This window comes from Candidatus Brevundimonas colombiensis (assembly GCA_029202665.1).
In the GTDB taxonomy this organism is placed as follows: Bacteria; Pseudomonadota; Alphaproteobacteria; order Caulobacterales; family Caulobacteraceae; genus Brevundimonas; species Brevundimonas colombiensis.
Window position 1 is genome coordinate 2,016,043 of the sequence record CP119326.1, and the last position, 15,695, is coordinate 2,031,737.

Here is a 15,695-nt window from a genome sequence, read left to right on the forward strand (position 1 = left end):
TAGCACGCGATGGGCGTCGTCGCTACATCCGCTCGGGCGTCTCGATGCCCAGCAGGTTCAGCGCGATCTCAAGCTGGCTGAGCGCCGCCGCCGACAGGGCCAGGCGCGAGCGCTTCACGGCCTCGTCCGGCGCGACCAGCACGGGGCAGGCGGCGTAGAATTTCGAGAACGACTGCGCCACGCGATAGGCGTGTTCGGCGACCAGATGCGGCATCCGCTTGTCATAGGCGTCCGACACGGCCGTCGAGAAGGCGTCCAGCGTCAAAGCCAGATCGCGTTCGGCCGGTTCGGCGATGACGATGGGACCGGGGGCGACGCCCTGTTCGGCCGCCTTCCTCAGCAGGGATTTGATCCGCACCGACTGGTACAGCAGATACGGCCCGGTCTTGCCTTCGAAGCTCATGAACCGGTCGAGGTCGAAGACGTAGCTGGTGGTGCGCGCGTTCGACAGGTCGGCGAACTTCAGGGCGGCGATGGCCACCTTGTGGGCGATGGCCTCGAATTCTTCCGGCGACAGGTCGTCGCCCAGTTTGGCCTCGTGCAGGCGTTCGCGCGCCTTGTCCGTCGCCTGATCGATCAGGTCGCGCAGCTTCAGCACCCCGCCCGCGCGGGTCTTGAACGGCTTGCCGTCCTGCCCGTTCATGGTGCCGAAGCCCAGATGCTCCAGCGACTTTTCGGGGGCGTAGCCGGCCAGATAGGCGGCGCGGAACACCTGTTCGAAATGCTCGGCCTGACGTTCGTCCACGACGTACAGGATCAGGTCGGGGTTGATCGACTTCTTGCGGTCCAGGATGGTGGCCAGGTCGGTCGTGCCGTACATGGCCGAGCCTTCCGAGCTGATGACCAAGAGCGGCGGGGGCGAGGGCGCCTCGATCACCGAACCGTCGGCCAGCTTCTTCTTGCGGGTCTCGCCGTCGCGGGCGACGTGGACCACTTGGGCGCCGTCGTCGGGGACCAGCAGGCCGGTTTCCTTCAGATGCGCCAGCATTTCCGGCATCACCGGATCGGCGTCGCTCTCGCCGTTCCACAGGTCGAAATCGACCGACAGGTCGCCGTATTCCCGCTTCAGCGCCTCGCGGCTGACGGCCACGAAATGTCGCCAGAGCGCGCGATAGCCGGGACGGCCGTTCTGCAGTTCGGCCGTCGCCTTGCGGGCGCGGTCGCGGAACTCTGGGTCTTCCTTGGCCTTGCCGGCGGCCAGAGGATACAGCCGGTCCAGATCGGCCAGCGTCACCGGGCTTTCGGCCGGGAAGGGACCGTCGCCCTCGACCATGAAGGCGTCGGCCAGAGCCTCGTCGCCGCAGGCCACGATCAGCAGCCCCATCTGGAAGCCCCAGTCGCCGAAATGGGCGTCGCCGGTGACATGATCGCCGCGGAAGCGGAACAGGCGTTTCAGGCTCTCGCCGATGATGGCGCTGCGCAGGTGGCCGACGTGCATCGGCTTGGCCACGTTCGGGCCGCCGAAGTCGATGACGACCTTGCGCGGATCGGCGACGACGGCTGCGCCCGCATGATCGACGTCGGCGGCGACCGCCTCGGCCCGCTCGGCCAGCGCCGCGTCGGCGATCTTCAGATTGATGAATCCGGGACCGGCGACCTCGACCGAGGCGAAGCGCGGATCGGCCGAAAGGCGTTCGGCGATCCGGCCGGCCAGTTCGCGCGGATTGGCCTTCAACGCCTTGGCGGCGGCCAGGGCGCCGTTGGACTGGAAGTCGGCCAGGTCCGGACGGTCGGACGGGGTCACGCGGGCCAGGGCCGCGTCCACGCCTTCGGCGGCGAAGGCGGCGGCGACCGCTTCGCTGAGGACGGTCTTCAGATCAGCCATTACGGGTTCGGCGCCGTTGTCGGGGCGGAGGTCGACGCGGAGGCCGGGGCGGGCGCGGCCGGCGTCGCGCCGGCGTTGACGCGGAAACGGCTGCCCGAACGGTTGAACTCGGCCATTTCAGGCGTCACGTCGAAGCCGACCAGGATTTCGAAATTGCTGCCGCTGGTGGTGGCCTCGGCGCGCGGAATGGTGATGGTGCGCGCCTCGGTCACGGACGCCGTGCGCTGACCCTGGAAGTTCACCGGCAGGTCGAAATATTCCTTGGACAGGATGGCTGTGTTCCGTTCGGTGACCGCGATCCAGTAGCGATAGGTGCGCTGGTCCCCGGCGGCCTGGGCGCCGCGCCCCAGATTGAACAGCACGTTCATGTCCACGCGGATCGGATCGTTCTCACGGTATTCGCAATCGGAGGACACGCCCTCGATCTCGCCGGTGTAGCCGACATTGGCCACGGCGGCGCGGCCGCCTTCGATTTCGACGTAGCGGGCGGCGTCGTACAGCACCTTCACATAGGGGCAGGGACCGGCGTTGACGCGGCGGCGCAAGGGCGCGATGCGCGGCGTGCGGCGCGGGGCGGCGTCATCGCCGGACGCCTGCTGCTGCTGGCCCCCGCGTTGGCGTTGACGTTGGGATTGGGCCTCGGCGGCGACCGGCAGGACGGAGGCCGCAATAGAGAAGGCGGCCAGGGCGGTGAGGACGCGACGCATCAGCTTATATTTCCGACAGCGAAAAGGGGCGCGCGACGATCGGCGGCCGACCGTTGAACGCTCGCCGCTGATAGCGGCTAAAGCGAGGCGCGGCAAACGCTTGCTGGCGGTCTAACGCTCCATCACCAGACAGGTGGAGGTCGCGGTGGCGTACAGCCGCCCGTCCAACCCCCGCAGATCGGCCTCGGCGAAGGCGGCGCGGCGGCCGGCCTGGACGATTCGGCCCTCGGCGCGGACGGGCGTGCCGGCGCTCAGCGCCTTGTGAAAGACGGTCTTCAGCTCCAGCGTCGTATAGGTCTGGCCCGGCCGCAGCGTCGAATGGACCACGCAGCCACAGGCCGAATCCAGCACGGTGGCGATCCATCCGCCATGCACCGACCCCAGGGGATTATAGACGGCGGCCGTCGGCACGGCCTCGAACACCACCCGGCCTTCCTCGACCTCGGTCAGGTCGAACCCGACGGTGCGGGCGATGGGCGCGACGAAACCGCCGCTGAGGCCCAGGCGCAACTGTTCGACCCCGGACAGGGCGGCGATATCGAGGGTTTCAGTCATGAGAACGGCTCCATCAGGTCCGTTCACAATAAGGACGGACGCCGCCGTGGCAAGCGTCCGATCCCGATGCGGCCCTTACAGGCCCGGCAGTTTGAAGCCGCCGCTGCGGCGCGGCTGGATGGTGATGGCCTGATGGCCGCCGGTCAGGGCCTGCAGGCGCTCGGCCTCGGACGCGGCGTCGATGGTCTTCTGGCCCTCGGCGGTCTGACGCACGGTCGCCGTCTGGGTCGAGGGATCGTTCTTGCGCCAGAACATCAGGCGGTTGGCGAAGCTTTCGTCCTTGTGCGCCAGGTCGCCGAACTCGTCGTCGACGACGTAGCGGGCCAGGGGATCGGCCTGTTCGCCGCCGGCCTGGGCCACCAGAACCTGTTCGCCCGGCGTGCGGGTGACGGCCTGGCGCTGACCTAGCAGGATCTGACGGGCGGCGCTTTCGGGGGCCAGCTCCTGCGGACGCGGCTGGCCGGGCGCGGGCGGACGAAGACCGTATTCCGGCGGCACGCTGAGCGGGGCGGTCGAGACGGTGACAAACTCGTCCGGCACCACCTTGGTCAGGCCGATGCCCTGCTTCAGGCTGCCGCAGGCCGAGACGGCCAATGCGGAGGAGGCGACGAGGGTCAGGACGGCGACACTGCGGATACGCATGGTTTCAGGCTCTGGTCGGCTGATGCACGAGGCGCCGCGAGGGCGCCGTTGGCATAGTGAAGACGGGGTGATTACGACTTTTCGGGGGCCGCGCCAACCTAGAGCCTGATCGTTCGAGGCGGGCGACCCCGCCGAAACCGTGAATCAGGCTCGAGACCAGCGAAAGCCGCTCAGGCTTTCTTGGGCTTGTCGGACATCAGGCTGTCCAGAATCAGCAGGATCACGCCGATGGTGATGGCGCTGTCCGCCACATTGAACACCCACGGAAAGACGCCCGTGCCCGAAAAGTCGATGAAGTCGACCACATAGCCGAAGCGGATGCGGTCGATCACATTGCCGAGCGCCCCGCCCATGACGAAGCCGATGGCCGTGATCAGCAGGCGCCGGTTCGACTGGGTCGCCCACCAGGCCAGGCCCGCCGAGACGATGATGGAGAAGATGGCCAAGCCCCAGCGCGCCTCGCCCCCGCCGAACAGGCCGAAGCTGACGCCGGTGTTCTCGACCCAGCTGAAGTTCAGGATGGGCGGCAGCACCGCCACGCGCCCGACCTCGTGCAGGCTCAGGCCGCTGATGACCCAGGCCTTGGTCGCCTGATCCAGCAGGATGATCAGAAGCGCGAAGACATAGGCGGTGACGGCGAGGCGGGTGATCTTCATGCGGGGCCGGTTAGCAGGAAGCGCCGCCGGGGCGAAGCGGAAAACGGCCGCGACCCGCCCCCCGGTCGTCATTCCGGGACTGAGCGAAGCGAAGAACTCGATGGTCGGCGACCGACGCTAGAACAGGCTTCCCTGATCCGCAGCAGGCGGCTTCGGCTTCGCAGGCGGACGCGGCGGGGCGGGACGGGGATCGGCGCCGTCGATGACCGCCGGCCGGGCGCCGTCGCCGAACACCAGCCGGACCGCCTGACCCGTCTCCAGCGCGGCGGCCGAGGTGATCCAGCCGCCGTCCGCATCCTCGACGCGGGCGAAACCGGGCTTGGGGCGGCCGGGGTCCAGGGTGGCCAGGGCCCGCGACAGGGCCGCCAGACGGTCGGCGTCCCGCTCCAGCCGACGCGGCATGACGGCGTCCAGCCGCGTCGTCGTCGCCTGAAGACGAGCCTCGCGCTGGTCCAGTCGCCGATACAGCGGCGCGGGCGACAGACGGGCCGCGACCTGCAGCAGCCGCCGCTCGCCGCGCGCGACGCCGGCCTGAAGCGCCGAACCCAGCCGGTCGCCGGCGCCGCGCAGTCGGTCCTGGCCGCGTTCGATCCGCGTGCGCAGCAGGGTTGGGCTCAGCTTGCCGCCCGTCACCGCCAGATGCCGCTCGTGCAGGGCGACATTGCGTTGCAGCCCCGATCCCAGACGGCTCGACACATGGTCCAGTCGCTGTTGCGCCAGGGCCAGCAGGTCTTCGGGCCGCGCCGGCAGGCCGCGCGCCACGGCCCGCAGCCGCGTGCGCCGATCCTCGATCAGCCGCCCGCCCGCCTGGACGATGCGCCGGTCCATGTCGGCGACGGCGTAGCGCAGGTCCGCCAGCACCGGCGTCGCCATCTCGGCCGCGCCGGTCGGCGTCGGCGCCCGGCGGTCCGACACGAAGTCGATCAGGGTGGTGTCCGTCTCGTGCCCCACGGCCGAGATGATCGGGATGAGCGCCGCCGCCACCGTCCGCGCCAGACCCTCGTCGTTGAAGCACCACAGGTCCTCCACCGAGCCGCCGCCGCGCGCGACGATCAGCAGATCGGGGCGGGGAACGGGGCCGCCCGGATGCAACGAATCGAAGCCGCGAATCGCATTCGACACCTGGCTGCAGGCGGCCTCGCCCTGAACCACCACGGGCCAGACGATGACGCGGCAGGGCCAGCGTTCGGCGATCCGGTGCAGCACGTCGCGGATCACCGCGCCGGTCGGGCTGGTGATCACGCCGATCACGGCGGGGAAGGCGGGCAGGGGCTTCTTGCGGCCCGGTTCGAACAGGCCCTCGTCGCGCAGGCGGACCTTCAACCGCTCCAACTGAGCCAGAAGGGCGCCGGCGCCCGCCGCCTCCATGCTCTCGATCACGATCTGATAGGACGACCGCGCCGGATAGGAGGTGATCTTGCCGGTGACGATGACCTCCAGCCCCGCCTCGGGCTGAACCCCCAGACCGCGCGTCGATCCCTTCCACACCACGCCGTCGATGGCCGACTTGTCGTCCTTCAGCGTCAGATAGATGTGGCCCGAGGCGTGGCGGTTGACCTTGGAGATCTCGCCGCGCAGCCGCACATGGCCGAACCGGTCCTCCAGCGTCCGCTTCAGCGCGAAGGACAGTTCCGAGATCGACAGCGGCGGATTGTTGTCGCGCGGGGCGGGGGCCTCGGCCGGGCCTTCGAACACATAGTCGTCGCTCATCGGCGCACTCTAGCCTGCGTCGATGCGTCCGGGAACGGGGGCTGCGTCGCCTCGTTGAGACGGGATGGCCGCCGACCCCCCAAACACAGACCCTTCCGACCGGGACCCGCACGAGCGCGACCTGATGCGTCGCTCGGGCGAGGGCGGCGCCATGAGCCCCTGGCTGATCATAGGCTGCATCGCTCTGCTGGGCCTGGGCGCCTATATCGTTTTCGCCTTGGTTTGACGCCGTCAGGACATCGCATGACCCGTATGCTTGCGCTCGGCGCCGCCCTGTTGATGACCGTGACCGTCGCCGCCTGTTCGGACCGGGACGACGACGCGCTGCAGGCGCCCGCATCGCCGCCCGATAGACAGGCGGATGTTGCTGCGACCGACGCCGCCGTGGCCTTCGGCATGACGCGCGACCAGTTGGAGGACGCCGACGTCGTGTCGCGCGCCAATGCCGATCTGGGCGACGTCGAGACCCTGGTGCTGGACGCCTCGGGCGCCCTGACCCATCTGGTGGTCCAGCTGAACGGGCCGGGCGGCATGAAGGTGCTGGTTCCGGTCGCCGACCTGGCCCCCATCGACCGCAACGGGGACAAGGATCTGGTCACCGACCTGACGCCCGGCCAGTTGCAGGCCCTGCCGGCCTGGACGCCGCCCGCACGCTAATTCCGCATTAAGCCTGACCGATGCTTGACCGGCCCGCGCGGGGCGGTCATTGCCGGGTCTCATGAACATTCTTCTCGTCGGATCGGGCGGCCGCGAACACGCCCTGGCCTGGAAGATCGCCCAGTCGCCGCTGGTCAAACGCCTGGTCGCCGCGCCCGGCAATCCGGGCATCGAGAAACTGTGCGAGCTTCGCGCCGTCAAGGCCGACGACGCCGAGGGGCTGGCGGCCCTGGCCCGCGAAATCCGCGCCGACCTGGTGGTGGTCGGGCCTGAGGTGGCGCTGGCCGCCGGTCTGGCGGACCGTCTGGCCTCGGCCGGCATCCCCTGTTTCGGACCCACGGCCAAGGCCGCGCAGCTGGAGACGTCCAAGGCCTTCTCCAAGGCATTCCTGGAACGGCATGGCATCCCCACGGCGGGTTACGGCGTCTATGACACGGTCAAGGACGCCAAGGCGGCGCTGGAAGCGTTCCGCCCACCCTATGTCATCAAGGCCGACGGGCTGGCCGCCGGCAAGGGCGTGGCCATCAGCCCCGACCGCCCCGACGCCGAGGCCGAGATCGAACGGATGCTGGGCGGCCGCTTCGGCGCGGCCGGCGCCCGGGTCGTGATCGAAGAGTTCATGGACGGCGAGGAAGGCTCTCTGTTCGCCCTGTGCGACGGCAGACAGGCCCTGCTGTTCGGCGGCGCCCAGGACCACAAGCGCGCCTTCGACGGCGACCTGGGGCCGAACACCGGCGGCATGGGCGCCTATTCGCCCGCGCCCGTCTTCACGCCCGACCTGGTTCAGCAGGCCGACGACCTGATCGTTCAGCCGACCATCCGCCATATGGCCGAGGAAGGCGCCCCCTATCGCGGCGTGCTGTACGCGGGCCTTATGGCGACCGAGGACGGCCCGAAGGTGGTCGAGTTCAACGCCCGTTTCGGCGACCCGGAATGCCAGGTGCTGATGATGCGGTTCGCCGGCGACATCGTGCCCTATCTGCTGGCCTGCGCGCGCGGCGACGTGTCGGGCCTGCCGACCCCGGCCTTCAAGTCCCAGACGGTGATCTGCGTGGTCATGGCCGCCAAGGGCTATCCCGACAGCCCGCTGGAAGGCTCGATCATTCGCGGCGCCGATCAGGACTTCGGCCCCCATGTCCAGGTCTTCCATGCCGGCACCAGACGCCGCGACGACGGCCAGCTGTGCGCCTCGGGCGGGCGGGTGCTGAACGTCTGCGCCGAGGGCGACGACATCGCCCAGGCCCGCGAACGCGCCTACGCCGCCATCAAAGCCATCGACTGGCCCGGCGGCTTCAACCGCTCCGACATCGGCTGGCGCGCGCTGGAGCGGGGCTGACCGGATCGGCGGGACGTGGTAGGGTCCGGCCCATGGCGCATCCCGCACCCTATGATGACGACGAAGAGCCTGGCGTCTTCGATATCCCCGACGACGAGGCGGACGAGGCGGCGACACTGCGCGGTCTCGCGGACGCCGAGGCGGGGCGGGTGGTCAGCCATGAAGCGGTGAAGCGCTGGCTTCTATCGTGGGGGACGGACAATCCGCTCCCGCCGCCGAAATGCGGCGAGTAGTCTGGACCGAGCAAGCTCGGGAAGACCTGATCGCCATTCAATCCTATGTGCAGGGCTTCAGCTTGTCGGCCGCGATCCGCTTGGCGGTTCGTCTGATCGATCTGGCCGAAAGTCTGGACGTGTTTCCAGACCGGGGGCGACCGATCCGGCATGGACTGCGCGAAGCGGTGTCGATCCGTCCGTATGTGATACGCTATGCGATCATGCCGGACGAAATCCGCATCATCACCATCCGGCACTCCGCCCGAAGGCCAAAATTCTAGCGCCTAAGCCGCCGCGAACAGCAGCCGGCCTTCGCCCATGCGTTCGCGCAAGCCGGGCAGGTCGGTGTGGGCGACCGAGAAACAGCCGTAGCTGCGGCCCAGTTTGCCTTCGCGCGCCAGGAAGTCGGGGTCGGCGTAGTCGGCGCCGTGGATGATGATGGCCCGTTCCCGCGCCTTGTCGTTGGTGTATTCCAGCCCGTCCAGCAGGACGTTCGGCCCCTGCTGGCGGCCCCAGTTGGCGCCCGCGGTGGCATAGGCGCCGACCGATGACATGTTGGAATCCGGGGTGTTGGAGAACCTCTGGGCGTAGCCGCTGTGGCTGGGGTCCGACCCGCGACCGTGGCAGGTCCGCAGGACCTTGACCTCGCCGGCGACCAGATCGACCTCGTACAGCCGCTCCTCGCCCGAGAATTTCTTGAAGTCGACCAGATACATCCGGTCGCGCAGCGGCAGGCGGTGGTGATGGGTGTCCAGCGCGGTCATGGCGCGCTCCATCAACTCCTTGCGGACGTGGCCGCGTGGATCCAGCGGCGGCGGCGTCAGGGTAGCGGTCTGAATGGTCGGCAGGCCGGCCAGCGGCGCCGCGACGGGGGATAGGGTCTGGGCCGTGGTCAGCGGCGGGGTTGCGCTGGCGCTGGCGCATCCGGCCAACATCGCCGATCCGCCCAGGATCAGCCCTCGTCTGGATAGCCGCATGCGACGCCCTCGTTGCGGTTGGTCTTGAGGCGTGGTTGTTTCAAAAGGTTACGGGCGAGGCAACCTGAGCCTTGTGGGGCATTATTGCGGCCGACGCGTCGCGGGGGGACATCGATGAGGCGTTTCGGAATCGCGCTGGCGGCGCTGATGGCGTCGGCCATGGGCGCCAACGCGCAGCAAACCCCCGCTGGCGCTGGGGTTTCGGCCGAACCCACGACAACGTTCGTCGAGGCCGGAAGGTTGCTGGCCGATCCGTCGAACGGCGTCGTGCAACGCGATAAAACTCTCGTGATCAGAGGGAACCAGGTCGTCGAAGTGCGCGACGGCTTCGTCGGGGACGCCTCTCAGGGCAAGATCGTGGACCTGCGGCGGGCCTTTGTCCTGCCCGGATTGATCGACAGCCACGTCCATCTGACGGGTCAGCAGAATCCGAATTCGCGTCTGGAAAGCGTGACGCTGTCGGACGCGGATCAGGCCATGGTCGGGGCCCGTTACGCCCGCCGCACCCTGATGGCGGGGTTCACGACCGTGGCGGACCTGGGCGCGTCGAACCAGGCGATCTTCGCCCTGAGGAACGCCGTCCGGAACGGCGACGTGCCGGGGCCGCGCATCATCGCGGCGGGATCGGCGGTGTCGATCCACGGCGGCCATGGCGACATCAACGGCTATCGCGACGACGTCATGCATCTGCTGTCATCCGAGAGCGTCTGTTCGGGTCCCGAGGACTGCATGCGCGCCGTCCGCACCCAGGTTCGCGCGGGGGCCGATATCGTCAAGATCACCGCAACGGGCGGCGTCCTGTCCAACACCGCCGCCGGCCTGAACCAGCAGTTCAGCGACGACGAACTGGCCGCCATCGTCGGCAGCGCCCACCGGATGGGCCGCCAGGTGACGGCGCACGCCCATGGCGTGGACGGCATCAACGCCTTCCTGCGGGCGGGCGGCGATTCCATCGAACACGGCACCTATCTGGACGACCAGTCGATCCGCCTGTTCAAGGCGAACGGCGCCTGGCTGATCCCCACTCTGCTGGCGGGCGATTTCGTGGCCCGTATCGCCTCTGGTCCAGACAATTTCTTCACCCCGGCCCAGACGGCCAAGGCGCTGGAAGCGGGCCCCAAGATGCTGGACATGGCGCGGCGCGCGCATGAGGGCGGGGTTCGGATCGCCTTCGGCACCGACAGCGGCGTTTCGGCCCATGGCGACAACGCCCAGGAGTTCGCCCTTCTGGTGCGCGCCGGTCTGACCCCGCTTGAGGCCATTCAGGCCGCCACCGTCGGCGCCGCCGAACACCTGCGGATTTCGAACGAAGCGGGCCGGATCGCGCCGGGAATGCCCGCCGACATCGTCGCCGTCTCGGGCGATCCGCTGAGCGACGTGACCGAGCTGGAGCGGATGCGGTTCGTGATGAAGTCCGGCGTGGTCTATCGCGCCGACTGAATCCGGTCGTTCAGAAAGGCGGTGAAGGCCGCCTCGTCCTCGAACCGGGCCACGACGGGCCAGGCGACGACGTGGGCGCGCTGGTCGGGCGTCAAGCGAACCCAGTCCTTCTCTGTCGTCACCAGCCCGGCGCCATAGACGGCCGCGCGGTCGGTCAGGAACCGCATGGTCTCGGCGCTGTAGGCCGCGTGGTCGGGGAAGGGGACGAAGTCGACCAGATCGCAGCCCGCCGCCTTCAACGACCGTTCGACCTTCCACGGCTTGGCGATGCCGGCGAACCCCACCTGCGGTCCCGACGGGGGCGGCCCCTCGGCCGTCAGGCGGGCGATGAAGACGGGCAGGCCGGCGAACACCGCCAGCAGTTCGGGATCGGCGGCCTCCACATCGGTCGGCAGCATGATCACAACAGCGTCGGCCCGCGCCAGCCCGGCCTTCAGCGGCTCTCGCATCGGGCCGGAAGGAAAGACCGATCCGTCCCCGAACGGCCATTCGTCGCCGCGCGTCTCGCCGTCCACGACGATCAGGCTGACGGTCTTTGTCAGGGCTGGATTCTGATGGCCGTCATCCAGCACCAGGGCCTGGGCGCCGTCCGCGACCGCAGCCTTCGCCCCCGCGACCCGATCGCGCGCGATCCAGACGGGCGACCCTTGCGCCAGCATCAGGGGTTCGTCGCCGACGTCGTCCGCCGTGTGCGCCGCCGGATCGACCCGGACCGGTCCTTCCAGTCGCCCGCCGTATCCGCGAGACAACCCGTGCGCCTCGACGTCCGCCGCCCGCAACAGGCGCAGGATTTCGCGCGCGACCGGCGTCTTGCCCGATCCGCCGACCGTCAGATTGCCGACCGAGACCACGGCGCAGCCCGGATCGACGGGCGCGGCCCTGGCGATGCGTCGCGCCGTGACGCCCGCCCACAGCCAGCCCAGCGGTTTCAGCACGGTGCGGGTCATGCGCGCATGATTGCTGTCGCGCACATACCACCAGCGGGGGGTGTTCAGCTTCATCGCCCGGCCCGCGTCGGCGTCGGGGAGGGCGCCGGGGAGGGTGTCAGGGGCTGCAGCGCGGCCCACAGGCGTTCCAGCCCGCCGCCGGCCTCGGCCGCCGCGCGCCGCGCCCGCTCGCCCATCGCCTTGGCCGCCGCCGGGTCCGCCAGCAGGGGCGCGACGGCCGCCGCCAGATCGGACGGCGCCTGAACCAGGATCAGGCCGCCCGCGCCGCTCAGCGCCGCCGTCACCGGCGCCCAGTTCGAGGCGTCCGGTCCCGTGATCGCGGGCCGCCCCAGTCGCGCCGGCTCCAGCGGATTGTGCCCCCCGACCGGCGGCAGGCCCAGCGCCGGGGCGAACGATCCGCCCATGATCACCACATCGGCCAGCCGCAGGAACAGTCCCATCTCGTTCAGGGTGTCGGCCAGATAGATGTCGGTGTCCGGCCCGATGGTCTCTCCGCGCGAACGCATGGCGAAGGCGTAGCCCTCGCGCGCCAGACCCTGCGCGATATGCGGTCCGCGCTCGGGGTGGCGGGGCGTCAGGATCAGGCATACCCGGTCGTCCAGACCGTCCAGGGCGCGCACGATGGCGATCTCCTCGCCCTCATGGGTGCTGGCGGCCACCACCACCGGGCGGTCGCCGATGGCGGCGGACAGGCGGCTGAAGGCGGCGGCGTCGTGCGGCAGGGCCTCGCCCGACAGTTTCAGGTTCACCAGACCGTCGATCCGCGCGCCCATGGCCTCCAGCCGCCGGGCCGAGGCCGCGTCCTGGGGCAGGACCAGGTCGAACGCCCCCGTCACCGCCCGCGCCGAGGCCGGGAACCGCGCCCAGTTCCCGACCGTCTTTTCCGTCAGGCGCGCGCTGACCAGTGCCAGTCTGACGCCGCGCCGATGCGCCTCCAGCAGCAGATTGGGCCACAGCTCGCTCTCGACGAACACCGCCAGGGCCGGGCGCCAGTGATCCAGAAACCGCGCCGCGACCGCCGGCCCATCGACCGGCGCATATTGGTGGATTACGCTCGCCGGCAGCCGCTCGGCCAGAATCTGCGCCGAGGTGACGGTGCCCGACGTCACCAGCACGGTCAGGTCGGGGCGCGTCTTCACGAACCGCTCGACCAGCGGCAGCAGCGACAGGCTCTCGCCCACGCTGACGCCATGCAGCCAGACCAGATCGCCGTCCGGCCTTTTCGTGCGCGTGAAGCCCATCCGTTCGTCCACCCGCACCGGGTCTTCCTTGCCTCGACGCGCGCGGGCGTCCAGCAGGCGCGGGGCCAGCGGCTCCAGCGCGCGGGTCAGCAGGCGATAGGCGATCAGGGGCAGGGGCGTCACGGCTGCTTTCTCACGGCTTCAGGCCGGTGATCTGATCTGCGCGCGCCTCGACGGCGTTCAGACGGGGCGTCCAGTCGGCGACCACCTCGGCGATCTCGGCGCCCTCGGGATAGTCGGCGCGGTCCCAGACGATGGCGCCCTTGCCGAAGGGCAGGGGCAGGACCGCCCTGTCCCAACTGTTCAGCCGGATCGCCGGACTGCACGACATGCCGATGAACAGCACCGGCGCCTTGGACAGTTTGGCCATCAGCGGCAGCCCCTCGGCCATGACGTTGGCCGGGCCGCGCGGGCCGTCGGGGGTGATGGCCAGGGCGCCGAGCTTCAACTGCTTCAGCCCGTCGCGCAGGGCCTGGGTTCCGCCCTTGGCCTTTTCCGCCTTGTCCTTGTTGGCCGACGACCCGCGCACGGCGGGAAAGCCCTGACGCGCCACGGCCTTGGCGATGAATTCTCCGTCGGCGGACAGCGAGATCAGGGCCTTGGCCGGCTGCGCCCGATCCAGCGGCCAGCACACCGGCGACAGGCCGATGCGAGAATGCCAGAAGACGCACAGCACGCCGCCGCCCTGCGCCCAGACCGCCTCGGCCGTCGACTGGTTCTCATAGGTCCAGCGGATGGTAGCGAAGCAGAACTGCATCCACTTGGCCAGGGTCCAGGCCAGGGCCGACTGGACGGCGGGTATGCGCAGGGGCCTCACGCCACGGTCTCAATGGCGACGGACGCGCCGTCCAGCGACTGCTGGCGCGCCAGACGGGCGTAGAGGCCGCCCCTGGCCACCAGGGCCTCGTGCGATCCCTCCTCGACCACCTTGCCCGCCTCGATCACATAGATGCGGTTGGCGTTCTTCACGGTCGACAGGCGGTGGGCGATCATCAGGGTGGCGCGGCCCTCCATCAGCCGCTCCAGCGCCGCCTGCACCAGGGCCTCGCTCTCGGTGTCCAGGGCGCTGGTCGCCTCGTCCAGCAGCAGGATCGGCGCGTCCTTGACGAAGGCGCGGGCGATGGCGATGCGCTGGCGCTGGCCCCCCGACAGGCGCAGGCCCGCCTCGCCCGCGCGGGTGGCGTAACCTTCGGGCAGGGCGGTGATGAAGTCGTGGGCGGCGGCGGCGCGGGCCGCGTCCTCGATCTGGCCTTGCGTCGCGCCGGGGCGGCCATAGGCGATGTTGGCGGCGATGGTGTCGTCGAACAGGAAGGGCTCCTGCGTCACCAGGGCGATATGGTCGCGCAGGTCATGAATACGCAGCGCCCGCACGTCGCGTCCGTTGATCGTCACCGCCCCGCCCGTCACATCGTAGAAGCGCGGCAACAGGCTCAGGATTGTGCTCTTGCCCCCGCCCGACGGCCCGACCAGCGCCACCGTCTCGCCCGGCGCGACCCGCAGGGACACCTCGTCCAGCGTCGGCGCCCCGCCGGGGGCGTAGGCGAACGACACATGCTCCAGCACCACCTCGACCGGACCGGCGGCCAGGGGCGCCGCATCCGGCGCCTCTCGAATTTCCGGCTCTATGTCCAGGGCGGCGAACAGACGGCGCGCGGCGGTGAAACCCTCGGCCAGCACCGTCGCCAGATTGGTCACCTGACGCAACGACTGGCCCGCCGCCAGCAGCATGGCGATGAAGGCGGCGAAGCCGCCCACCGTCATGGCGCCCGACTGCGCGCGCCATCCGGCATAGGCCAGCACGGCGGCCACCACGACATAGGCCACCATGTCCGACGCGGGACCGGCGAAGGCGCGGGCGTTGGCCCCCTTTATGACGTGGCGTTGGCGCCGGGCGACCACCTCGGCGACGCGGGCTTCTTCGGCGGCTTCGCGATTCTCGATCTTGATCAGCCGAACCCCGTCCATGTTCTCCATCAGGGCGGTCGACAGGTTCTCGGTCTCGGCCATGGCGCCGCGCGCGGCCTTGCGCGTGCGCTTTCCGAACCGGCGCAGCACCAGCGCTACCAGCGGCACGCCCAGCAGCACCACCATGGCCAACTGCCAGTCGTTGAAGAACATGAAGACGATGGTGCCGATCAGCATCAGCAGGTTCTGGGTGTAGGTCACGACGCCCGAGGTGAAGGCCTCGCGCACCAGATTGGCGTCGAACAGCACCGACGAGACGAAACCGCCCGAATGCTGGCTGCGCAGACGCGCCAGGTCGGCGCGGATCATGCGGCCGAACAGCCGAACCTGAATGTCGCCGACGATGCTGTGGCCCAGGCGGTTCACCAGCCACGCCTGCAACAGGGCTGCTGCGGTTCGGATCAGCGCCACCGCCAGAATGGCGACGGGGATCGCGATCAGCGCGTGTCGCGCCTCGACATGAATATAGTGGAACAGGGTGATCGGCTGGTCGCCGTTCAGGAACAGGCCGTTCACGGCGGGCTGAAGCAACTGCAGCAGCGTGACCGTCAGAACCCCCGTCAGCGCCGCGCAGACGATGGCCGTGACCAGGGTCCAGCGGTGCAGGGACAGATAGTCACGCCAGATCCGCGCCAGCAGGGCGCGAAGGGGCATGGAGGGGGCGGGTTCGCTCATCGGCCTTCGGTCGTCCGAGCAGGCGTTCAAGTCAAGGCTTGTCGGGCGACGAGACGAGGGCCTTCCATCGAACATTGAAATCCAACGCCCGAACGCCTGGGCGGTTGAACAGGCCGCACAGCTTTTCTAACTAGGGGCTGCGGGTTC

17 protein-coding genes are annotated in these 15,695 nt (G+C 69.5%); 6 read left to right on the forward strand and 11 right to left on the reverse strand.

The window, feature by feature from the left end; translation table 11 throughout:
- Window positions 1–22: 22 nt before the first annotated feature.
- From argS to xseA, 6 genes are all read right to left on the reverse strand, one after another.
- Window positions 23–1,825, reverse strand: coding sequence for an arginine--tRNA ligase (gene argS / locus P0Y50_09695; protein WEK38821.1), 1,803 nt, complete (start codon window positions 1,823–1,825; stop codon window positions 23–25).
- Window positions 1,825–2,532 carry a Tat pathway signal sequence domain protein gene (locus P0Y50_09700; GenBank protein WEK38822.1) on the reverse strand — a complete coding sequence of 236 codons (708 nt, stop codon included), beginning with the start codon at window positions 2,530–2,532 and terminating at the stop codon, window positions 1,825–1,827. The genes argS and P0Y50_09700 overlap by 1 nt, the downstream gene beginning before the upstream one ends.
- A 111-nt stretch (window positions 2,533–2,643) precedes the next feature.
- Entirely contained in the window at window positions 2,644–3,087 is a 444-nt protein-coding gene (locus tag P0Y50_09705) for a PaaI family thioesterase (protein WEK38823.1), read from the reverse strand.
- 75 nt (window positions 3,088–3,162) lie between these two features.
- Window positions 3,163–3,729, reverse strand: a complete 567-nt coding sequence (locus P0Y50_09710) for a DUF3035 domain-containing protein (protein WEK38824.1) — start codon at window positions 3,727–3,729, stop codon at window positions 3,163–3,165.
- A gap of 170 nt (window positions 3,730–3,899) precedes the next feature.
- On the reverse strand, window positions 3,900–4,385 hold the full coding sequence (gene lspA / locus P0Y50_09715) for a signal peptidase II (protein ID WEK38825.1): 486 nt from the start codon (window positions 4,383–4,385) through the stop codon (window positions 3,900–3,902).
- A gap of 117 nt (window positions 4,386–4,502) precedes the next feature.
- Complete coding sequence (gene xseA / locus P0Y50_09720; GenBank protein ID WEK38826.1) at window positions 4,503–6,095, reverse strand: exodeoxyribonuclease VII large subunit; 1,593 nt, start codon at window positions 6,093–6,095, stop codon at window positions 4,503–4,505.
- Between the two features lie 64 nt (window positions 6,096–6,159).
- Here xseA and P0Y50_09725 point away from each other — a divergent pair, with 64 nt between their 5' ends.
- The 5 genes from P0Y50_09725 (at window position 6,160) to P0Y50_09745 (ending at window position 8,584) form a co-directional block, all read left to right on the forward strand.
- Window positions 6,160–6,321 carry a hypothetical protein gene (locus P0Y50_09725; protein WEK38827.1) on the forward strand — a complete coding sequence of 54 codons (162 nt, stop codon included), beginning with the start codon at window positions 6,160–6,162 and terminating at the stop codon, window positions 6,319–6,321.
- 17 nt (window positions 6,322–6,338) lie between these two features.
- Complete coding sequence (locus P0Y50_09730; protein WEK38828.1) at window positions 6,339–6,752, forward strand: PRC-barrel domain-containing protein; 414 nt, start codon at window positions 6,339–6,341, stop codon at window positions 6,750–6,752.
- Window positions 6,753–6,813: 61 nt separating this feature from the next.
- Entirely contained in the window at window positions 6,814–8,088 is a 1,275-nt protein-coding gene (purD, locus tag P0Y50_09735) for a phosphoribosylamine--glycine ligase (GenBank protein WEK38829.1), read from the forward strand.
- Between the two features lie 32 nt (window positions 8,089–8,120).
- Window positions 8,121–8,321, forward strand: coding sequence for a CopG family transcriptional regulator (locus P0Y50_09740; protein WEK38830.1), 201 nt, complete (start codon window positions 8,121–8,123; stop codon window positions 8,319–8,321).
- Window positions 8,309–8,584 carry a type II toxin-antitoxin system RelE/ParE family toxin gene (locus P0Y50_09745; GenBank protein ID WEK38831.1) on the forward strand — a complete coding sequence of 92 codons (276 nt, stop codon included), beginning with the start codon at window positions 8,309–8,311 and terminating at the stop codon, window positions 8,582–8,584. The genes P0Y50_09740 and P0Y50_09745 overlap by 13 nt, the downstream gene beginning before the upstream one ends.
- Window positions 8,585–8,587: 3 nt before the next feature.
- Here the strand turns inward: P0Y50_09745 and P0Y50_09750 are convergent, their stop codons facing one another.
- On the reverse strand, window positions 8,588–9,280 hold the full coding sequence (locus P0Y50_09750) for a murein L,D-transpeptidase catalytic domain family protein (protein ID WEK38832.1): 693 nt from the start codon (window positions 9,278–9,280) through the stop codon (window positions 8,588–8,590).
- A gap of 114 nt (window positions 9,281–9,394) precedes the next feature.
- Here P0Y50_09750 and P0Y50_09755 point away from each other — a divergent pair, with 114 nt between their 5' ends.
- On the forward strand, window positions 9,395–10,720 hold the full coding sequence (locus P0Y50_09755; GenBank protein ID WEK38833.1) for an amidohydrolase family protein: 1,326 nt from the start codon (window positions 9,395–9,397) through the stop codon (window positions 10,718–10,720).
- Here P0Y50_09755 and lpxK read toward each other — a convergent pair.
- Genes lpxK through P0Y50_09775 form a run of 4 tightly spaced genes read right to left on the reverse strand, consistent with a single transcriptional unit; the run spans window position 10,705 to window position 15,548 of the window.
- Window positions 10,705–11,721, reverse strand: a complete 1,017-nt coding sequence (gene lpxK, locus P0Y50_09760) for a tetraacyldisaccharide 4'-kinase (protein ID WEK38834.1) — start codon at window positions 11,719–11,721, stop codon at window positions 10,705–10,707. The genes P0Y50_09755 and lpxK overlap by 16 nt on opposite strands.
- Window positions 11,718–13,031, reverse strand: coding sequence for a 3-deoxy-D-manno-octulosonic acid transferase (locus tag P0Y50_09765; GenBank protein ID WEK38835.1), 1,314 nt, complete (start codon window positions 13,029–13,031; stop codon window positions 11,718–11,720). The genes lpxK and P0Y50_09765 overlap by 4 nt, the downstream gene beginning before the upstream one ends.
- Window positions 13,032–13,041: 10 nt before the next feature.
- The gene (locus tag P0Y50_09770) at window positions 13,042–13,725 is read right to left on the reverse strand and encodes a lysophospholipid acyltransferase family protein (protein WEK38836.1); all 684 of its coding nucleotides are present in this window, start codon (window positions 13,723–13,725) and stop codon (window positions 13,042–13,044) included.
- Complete coding sequence (locus P0Y50_09775) at window positions 13,722–15,548, reverse strand: ABC transporter ATP-binding protein (protein WEK38837.1); 1,827 nt, start codon at window positions 15,546–15,548, stop codon at window positions 13,722–13,724. Before P0Y50_09775 ends, P0Y50_09770 begins: the two co-directional genes overlap by 4 nt.
- Window positions 15,549–15,695 lie beyond the last annotated feature (147 nt).